The organism is Streptomyces globisporus, assembly GCF_003501885.1.
GTDB lineage: Bacteria > Actinomycetota > Actinomycetes > Streptomycetales > Streptomycetaceae > Streptomyces > Streptomyces globisporus_D.
Map to the genome: position 1 here is coordinate 1 of NZ_QWFA01000252.1, position 7,475 is coordinate 7,475.

At 75.7% G+C, this 7,475-nt stretch carries 4 protein-coding genes; all 4 read right to left on the reverse strand.

The window, feature by feature from the left end:
• Window positions 1–1,057 (reverse strand): AfsR/SARP family transcriptional regulator (locus tag D3105_RS30815; RefSeq protein ID WP_206272990.1); only part of this gene is annotated, 1,057 nt, incomplete at its 3' end.
• 224 nt (window positions 1,058–1,281) lie between these two features.
• Window positions 1,282–4,212 (reverse strand): helix-turn-helix transcriptional regulator, encoded by a 2,931-nt coding sequence (locus D3105_RS30820; RefSeq protein WP_118906193.1) that lies wholly within the window; start codon window positions 4,210–4,212, stop codon window positions 1,282–1,284.
• Between the two features lie 79 nt (window positions 4,213–4,291).
• On the reverse strand, window positions 4,292–4,489 hold the full coding sequence (locus D3105_RS30825; protein WP_010056547.1) for a hypothetical protein: 198 nt from the start codon (window positions 4,487–4,489) through the stop codon (window positions 4,292–4,294).
• A gap of 62 nt (window positions 4,490–4,551) precedes the next feature.
• Window positions 4,552–7,475: type 2 lanthipeptide synthetase LanM family protein (locus D3105_RS30830; protein WP_118906194.1), on the reverse strand; the 2,924-nt coding region annotated here is incomplete at its 5' end.

Below are 7,475 nucleotides of genomic sequence, written 5' to 3' on the forward strand. Positions count from 1 at the left end.
GCGCCGTGCCGTCCTCGCCGCGCACCCGGACGTGCACGCGGCCGTCGGGGAACGGGTCGGCGAGCAGCTGCGCCGCCCGGACCGCCAACGCCGACTTCCCCGCCCCGCCCGGACCCGAGACGACGACCACACGCTCCTCACCACTGCCCAACACGTCCAGCAGGTCCCGGAGTTCCTCCCGACGGCCGGTGAACGCCCCCGTGCCGGCGGGCAGCGCCACGGGGGCCGGCGTCTCCCGGCGTGCGGCGGGCCGCCGCGCCTCACGCCCCCGGCCGAGCATCGACCGGTACAACCCGGCCATCGCCGGACTCGGCTCCAGGCCCAACTCCCGTGCCATCAGCTGCCGGTAATCGTCGTAGACCGCCAGCGCCTCGGCCTGTCGGCCGGACTGGTGCAGGGAGTTCATCCAGGCGGCCCGCAGCCGCTCTCGCAGCGGATGGCGCTCCACCAGGTCCCGCAGCCCGTCCACCGCGACTCCGCCCCGGCCCAGCTCGATCTCGGCCTCGGCCCAGTCCTCGTACACCGTGAGACAACGGGCCTCCAGACGGTCCGCCTCATCGGCCACCCCGGCCGAGTCCCGCAGATCGTTCAGCGGCGGCCCCTCCCACAGGTCGAGCGCCTCGCGCAACTGCCGGGCCGCGCCGGGCAGATCGCCCCGCTCGGCCGCCGCCCGCCCGGCCCGGGCCAGCGACCCGAAGCGCAGGGTGTCCAGCTCGCCCTCGGCGATGCGCAGCAGATAGCCCCCGCAGCCGTGCACCAGCCGGTCCGTGCCGCCGTCCCCGGCCGGGCCCAGCAGGGCACGGGCGGCGCTGATGTACACCTGGAGGTTCTTGCGCGCGGTGCGGGGCGGATCGTCCGGCCACACCGCGTCGGTCAACACGTCCACCGGTACGGGGGTGTTGGGCCGGGCCAGCAGGGTGGCGAGGACCAGTCGCTGCTTGCGCGGACCGAGCGGCAGCTCACGGCCGTCCCGCCGGGCGGTCAGGGGGCCGAGCAGGCAGAAGTGCACGGCACCGGCGGTACCGGGGGCGCCGGTACGAACGGGAGGTCGGGTCATCAGCGGGCCTCCGGGAGGGGGACGGGCGGCGGACTGGACCGTACGCACGACCGATCCTGCTGCCGCCCGGACCCCCGTACATCGGGGCCCCACCCGCATTTTCCGCCCGGGCACCCGACCGAAACCGCCCGGCACCCCCATGTTGCCCGCCGCGGCCCCCATGCGCCCGGCCCCATGCCCGCATGCCCGCGACGCGGGTACGCGTACGTCCTGCTCGTCGTCCCTCAGGCAGGCTCGGCCGCGCACTCGGCGGCGAACTCGCACAGCGCCGCCCGGTCCGCGCGGCCGGTCTTGTTCAGCAGGCTGGCCATGTGCTTCTCCACCGTGCGGGGCGAGATCGACAGCCGGCGGGCGATCTGCTGGTTCCCGGGGCGTTCGGGCAGCAGCACGAACACCTCGTACTCGCGCGGCGTCACCCCGCTGGTCCGCAGCGGCGACGGGATCCGGTCCCAGCCGCCCCGGTGCTGGCCCACGCTCGCCCCGGCCTGCCGCAGCGCCGCCCGGCACGCGGCGGAGACCGGCTGCACCCCGGCCCCGTAGAAGAACTCCTCGGCGGTCCGCAGCCACGCCACCGGCTCGCCCCACCCGTCCGCCCTGGCCGCGTCCGCGACCAGCCGCAGCCCCAGGTGGTGGGCGACCGGGAAGGGGGCGGAGCGCTGCGTGAAGGACGCCATCAGCCGGGCCGCCCCGGCCGGGTCCCCCTTCCGGCCCAGCAGCACCGCGTCGGCCAGGTCCAGGAACTGCCGGTTCCAGGCGAGGCAGCCCCCGGGAGCCGCCCGTGCCTCCTCCAGCTCCGTCCGGTCCGCCTGCCCCGCGAGGACCCGCAGCAGCGGGCGCAGCCCGTACCGCCCGCTCAGGTAGTAGTAGCTCGGGTGGTCCAACTCCCAGGCCAGCGACTCGTCCAGGCCCGCCGCCGCCCGCTCGGGGTCCTCCTCCAGCAGCGCCCCGAACGCCCGGCAGAGCCCCGATCCGAGCGGCACCAGCAGCGACTGCTCGCCCCCGGCCCGCCGGAACGCGGCCAGCGCCCGGTCCATGTCCCGCCGCCGCCCCCGGTGCGCGGCCATCGTCGCCCCGGCCAGCAGCAGATAGCGGTGGGCCGACAGATCGCCGACCCGGGCACTGGCCTCGGCCGAGCGGTCGATGATCTCCTGCGCCTCCTCCCACCGGGCGCACAGCACCGCGTTCATCGCGAGCAGTCCGTCGACCGTACGGGTCAGCAGCAGCGCGCCCAGATCGGTGGCCGCCGCCCGGGCGGAGAGGAGCCGGGAGGCGTCCCCGGTCCGCATGAAGGCGTTCGCGCCGAGGCGCACCAGCGCCTCCACCCGCCAGACGGGCAGGGCGTGTTCGGTGGAGATCGACAGCATCCGCTCCAGCGCGGCGTCCGCCGCGTCGAACCCCTCCTCGCGCCGCAGCAGCGCCAGCAACTGCCAGGCCTGGCAGGCCACCACGGGCAGCCCCTCGGCCTCGGCGGTCTCGGCGGCCTTCTGGACCGCCTGCTCGGTCTCCACCGGATCCCGGTACGGCCGCCCGGTCCCCGGGAGCCCGGGGAGCAAGGCCAGATAGCCGTCGACCACCACGAGCGCGGCCCGGCGGCCCGGGGGCGGGGTCGGGCCCAGGAGCACGCGGGCCGACTCGACCTGGAGCGCGGCATCGGCGGTGCGCTCCGCCATCACCGCCGCCCAGGCGAGGTCGATGTGGATCTGTCCGCGCCGGGCCGCGGCTTCGGAACGCGCCGGAACGGGCGGCAGCGCGTCCGCCAGCTTCAGTGCGCCGTCCAGATCGCCGCCCTCGGCCCGGGCGACCGCCAACGACTCGGCGACGGCAGCCCGGTCGGCCTCGGCGGCCAGGGGGTGCGCCCGCTCCAGCAGCACCACGGCCGAGCCGTGCGCTCCCGAAGCGAGCATCCGTCTTCCGGCCTCCGCGAACTGGCGGGCCGCCCCCGCTCGGTCGCCCGCCGCCAGTTGCAGCGAGGCCACGAGCTGCCGCCCGTCCTCGTCCAGCGGCTCCCCGGAGTGCTCGATGGCCGCGGCGGCACGGCGGGCCAGCGAGGCGCGCTCGGCCGGGACGAGGGAGGAGATCAGGGCCTCGGCGGTGAGCGAGTGCCGGAAGGTGTAGCGGTCGGGGGCCGCGCCGTCCGGGGCGATGACCCCGGCTTCCACGGCGGACCGCAGATGTGTGAACAGGGCCCGGTCCTCGAATCCGGTGACGGTCTGGAGCACGGTCACCGAGAACTGGCTTCCCAGCGTGGCCGACGCCAGTAAGAGATCCCGCACCGGCTCGTCAAGACGCTCCAGCCTCCGGGCCCAACTGCGCACGATGTCAGAGGGGATGGACCCGCCCGGTTGCTCCACCGCCTCCCAGGCGCCGTCCGTCCGCCGGAGCCGACCGGTGTCGATGAGGTCCGCCAGCAGCACCTCCAGCAGATACGGGTTGCCCGCGGCGCGCCCGGCCAGCCGCCGGTGCACCGCCTCCGGTATCTCCTGCGGCCCCGCCTCCAGACACGCAGCTGTGAGTGCCCGCACCTGGTCGTCGTGGAGCGGATCCAACTCCCGGACGGTCGCGACGTGCCGGCGCTCCGCGGAGCGTACGAGGTCCAGCGCGGCGCCCGGCTCGGGGCGCAGGGTGCCGAGGAGCAGGATGGGCAGATCGGCGAGGTTGTCGATGACGTACTCGACGACCGCGACGGTCTCCGTGTCGCAGTCGTGCAGATCCTCCAGCAGGATCGTGCAGCCCGCCTCCCTGCCCAGGACGGACAGCAGCCGCAGCAGCGCCTCGGCCAGCTCCACGACCGTCTCCGGGTAACCGGGCGACCCGGCCCTGCGCCACTCCGGGACCAGCCGGGCCAGCGCCGGATGGTAGGGCGCGAGCTCCGGATCGGTCGGGGTGCCGGCCGCCCGGAACCGGGACGCCAGCGCCTCGGCGAGCGGGCGGAACGGCACGACGAGTCCGGTCGAGGTGGCCCGGCCGCGCAGCACCGGCATGCCGAGCCCGTAGGCCCGGTAGGCGCACTCGCCCACCAGCCGGGACTTTCCGATACCGGCCTCCCCGAGGAGGAACAGCGCGCGCCCCGAACGCCGTTGCACGGCGTCCAGGGCGCTGCTCAGCAGTCCGATCTCCTCGTCCCGCCCGACGATGACCGGCGAAGTGGCTCGCATGGCCGCAGATTACTGGAGCGACAACTCCCACGGCAGCGGGCCAATTCGGCTCAATTGTCTTGGATTTGGCCGGATCTGGTCACCACGGGGCGGTCATGGTGGTCCAGGGCAGGTCGTGGCTGAAGCCGCTCTCGCCCTCCGAAGCGCTGAGGAGTCTGCTGCGCGCACCGAGTCCTCCGGTGGACCCCAGGGAGATCTGCCCGGCCGGGTGCTCCGGGGTGCCCTCGTGAGCGATGTCGCCGGACGCCTGCAGGGCCGATTCGCCGAACTGCTTCATCTCTGCCTCATCCTCTGCTGATCGGTGCTGGGTGATGGTTGCTGTACGGGTGTGCCAGTGGGTCAGGGGGTGCGGGAGGGGGCCAGGAGCAGGGCGGAGCCGATCCGGTCGGGGAACCCCGCCCGCAGCAGCCCGTGCCCGATGCCCGAGAGCCCGGTGAGCAGCCCGGGGTGCGGTACGCCACCGGGCGTCCCGCACTGCGGTCCCGCCCGGTCCGCCGAGGCCAGCAGCGTCCCGGCCCGGCGCACCCACGCGGCCCGTACGTCGGGCAGGAGGGCGGGCAGGGCGCTGTGGGCGAGGAGTTCGAGCAGTCCGGACTCCCCGTGGCACAGGCTGTCGTCGGCGAGCGGACCGATGTCCGCCAGCTCGCCGGAGCGCGCCGCGAGCCAGCCGGACAGCTCCGGGTCCTCCCGTGCGGCGGGGCTGTCCGCGATCGCCAGCGCGACCCCGGCCGCCCCCTCGCACCAGGCGGGCCCGTGGTTCGTCGCGGCGTCCGTCAGTTCGGTCGCCCGGCGCAGGGCCGCAAGACCGGCGCTCCGGTGGCGGGCGTCGCCCCCCGCCCCGGCGAGGCGCAGCATCGCCCAGCCGATCCCGGCCGCCCCGTCGGCGAAGCCTCCGGTGTCGGGGGCCGGGGCGGCGGCGAGTCGGTCGGCGCAGCGCACGGCGCCCCACCAGGCCTGCGGGCGGCCGGTGGCGTGGTACACCGCGAGCAGCGAGACCAGCCCGCCCGCCGCACCGCCGCGCACCCCGTACCCGTCCTCGGCCGCGTTGGCCGCACAGCTCAGCCGGACGGCCGGACCGGCCAGGTCCAGCACCTCCGGGTCGCCCAGCAGCGTGCCCACCTCGGTCAGCGCGTACGCGATGCCGCCGAGGCCCGCGTAGGCGCCGGAGCCCAGGGCCCCGAGCTCGTCGGCCCGCCCGTGCAGGGCGTCCAGCAGCCCCGGGACGGGAGCGAGCGCTTCGCGGGCCGCCTCCGCGTACCGGGATACGCCGGTGAGCGCGGCCAGTTGGGCCAGGAAGAGTGCGGGTCCGGTGTAGCCGCCGGCGAGGTCCGCCGCCATCGGCGTGAGCCGCCAGTAGCGCTCGCCGAGGAGTTCCAGCCCGATCCAGTTGGTGCGGCCCTCGTGCCGGTAGGCGAGGGAGACGAGCCGGTCTCCCACCGACCGGGCTGCGGACAGCAGTTGCTCGGGCTCCGGCGCGATCGCCGCGCTCGGCGCCCGGCCGCCCGGTCCTGGCCGGTGCGGCGGCCGGGGCGATGTGCTCACCATGGCGGTCCGGATGATCCGTTCCTGGTCCTGGCGGTCGACGGTGTCCATCGCGCGCACCTTCGCCTCGACGCGCGCCAGCCCGGTGGAGGCGGCGTCGGACGCGGAGGGGTCGGGCGCCGGCTCCGGGACCGTACGGCCGGTGCCGCTCCACAGCTCAGTGGAGCCCGGCCGGGTGGCGAACACCGGCACGTCGCCGCACCACAGCTCCGCGATCTCCTCGTCCTCCACGCCGGACAGCGCGGGCACGCCCAGGAGCGGGGTGCGCAGCAGGGACAGCACCCGGTGCCGTTCGGCGGCGTCCCGCATCAGATCGGGGTGGGTCGACTCGTCCAGCAGCGTCGTGTAGGTCCAGGTGGGGCGGGGGACGACCCGCACCTCGTCCCTGGCGAACCGCCACATCGGCCCTTCTGCGGAGAGGAGGTCGTCGCGGTGATCGTGGATCGCGGTGTACCCGGCGCGGAACCCGTCACAGAGGGCTTCGGTGTACGTGGAAGGGTCGGCGGCCTCGGTGCCGAGCCGGGGACGGTTGGCGGACTCGGTGAACCGGCCCGCCCGCCGCACCAGCCTCATGCGGTCGGTCCCGGCCTCCGCCCAGTCGGCGGTCTCGATGGGGGACGAGGCGGCCCGGCCGCCGCCGATGGCGGACATGTCGAGCGCGGTCGTGTCCCCGACGAGCAACTGGGGGAGCAGGCCCACCCGGTGGACGGAGTCGTGCAGGGCCCGGGCGGCCGGATCGGCGGACCGGGCGGGCCCCAGCGGCGGGTGGAACAGGGTCTCCACATCGACGAGCACCGGGTGCGGGCCGCAGGCGATCAGGTTCTCGTGGTGCAGATCCGTACCGTCCAGCGCGTGCAGCAGGGCCAGCAGCGCACCCTGGCGCCGGTAGAACTGCCGGGTCTCCGCCTCCGACGCGCAGGGCCGCTCCTCGACGAACTCGGCCCAGCCGTAGTCCCCCCGGTCCAGGACGCGCAGCACCCGCAGGTCGGGGGCGCCCGGTAGCGAACCGAACCACTCGGCGAGGGAGTTGAAGTTCCGGTGCGCCGCGAGGGGGCGCGGCTTGTACACGAGGCGGGTGCCGTCGGCGAACCGCAGGAGCATCACGGACCGGCCACCGCGATGGCTGTCGCCCGCACCGGCCTCGACCCCGGTGAGCGTCCCCGGCTCCGTGGAGGTGCCGAACGCTCCGCCCCGGTCTCCGAACACCCCCGCCGGGGCCAGCAGATCCCGGTCGGCGGCGAGGCGCGCCATCAGCTCCGCGAAGGCGTCGGCGGTGTTGAGGCAGGCCGTCGCGAGGAGGCGGGCAAGGACGGGATAGCCGGTGACGAGCCGGTCGAGCCCAGCACGGCGGCCGGTCGACGCCACGAAGTCCCGGAAGCGCTCCTCGGGCCCCGCACCGCTCAACCGGCCCAGCCGCCTGGCCTCGTGCAGCTCGGTGACGAGCGTGCGCGCCGCGATCCGGGCCAGCCGCCGGGCCAACTGCCGCCGGAAGTCCGCCAGGACGGAGGAGAGGCCGTCTGCCGCGAGCGCGCCGTCTGCCGAACCGCCTGGCGTCGGGCCGTCCACCCCTGCCTCCGCCAGCGCCTCCCGGAGCCTTCCCGCCGCCGCCTCGACGAACGGCGCGACGATCGGCCCGAAGCCGCTGAGCCCCGGGTACGCGCGGTCGGCGACCACCACGTCGCGCGGGGCGGCGGCGACGGCCTCCTGGGAAGGCTCCGGGA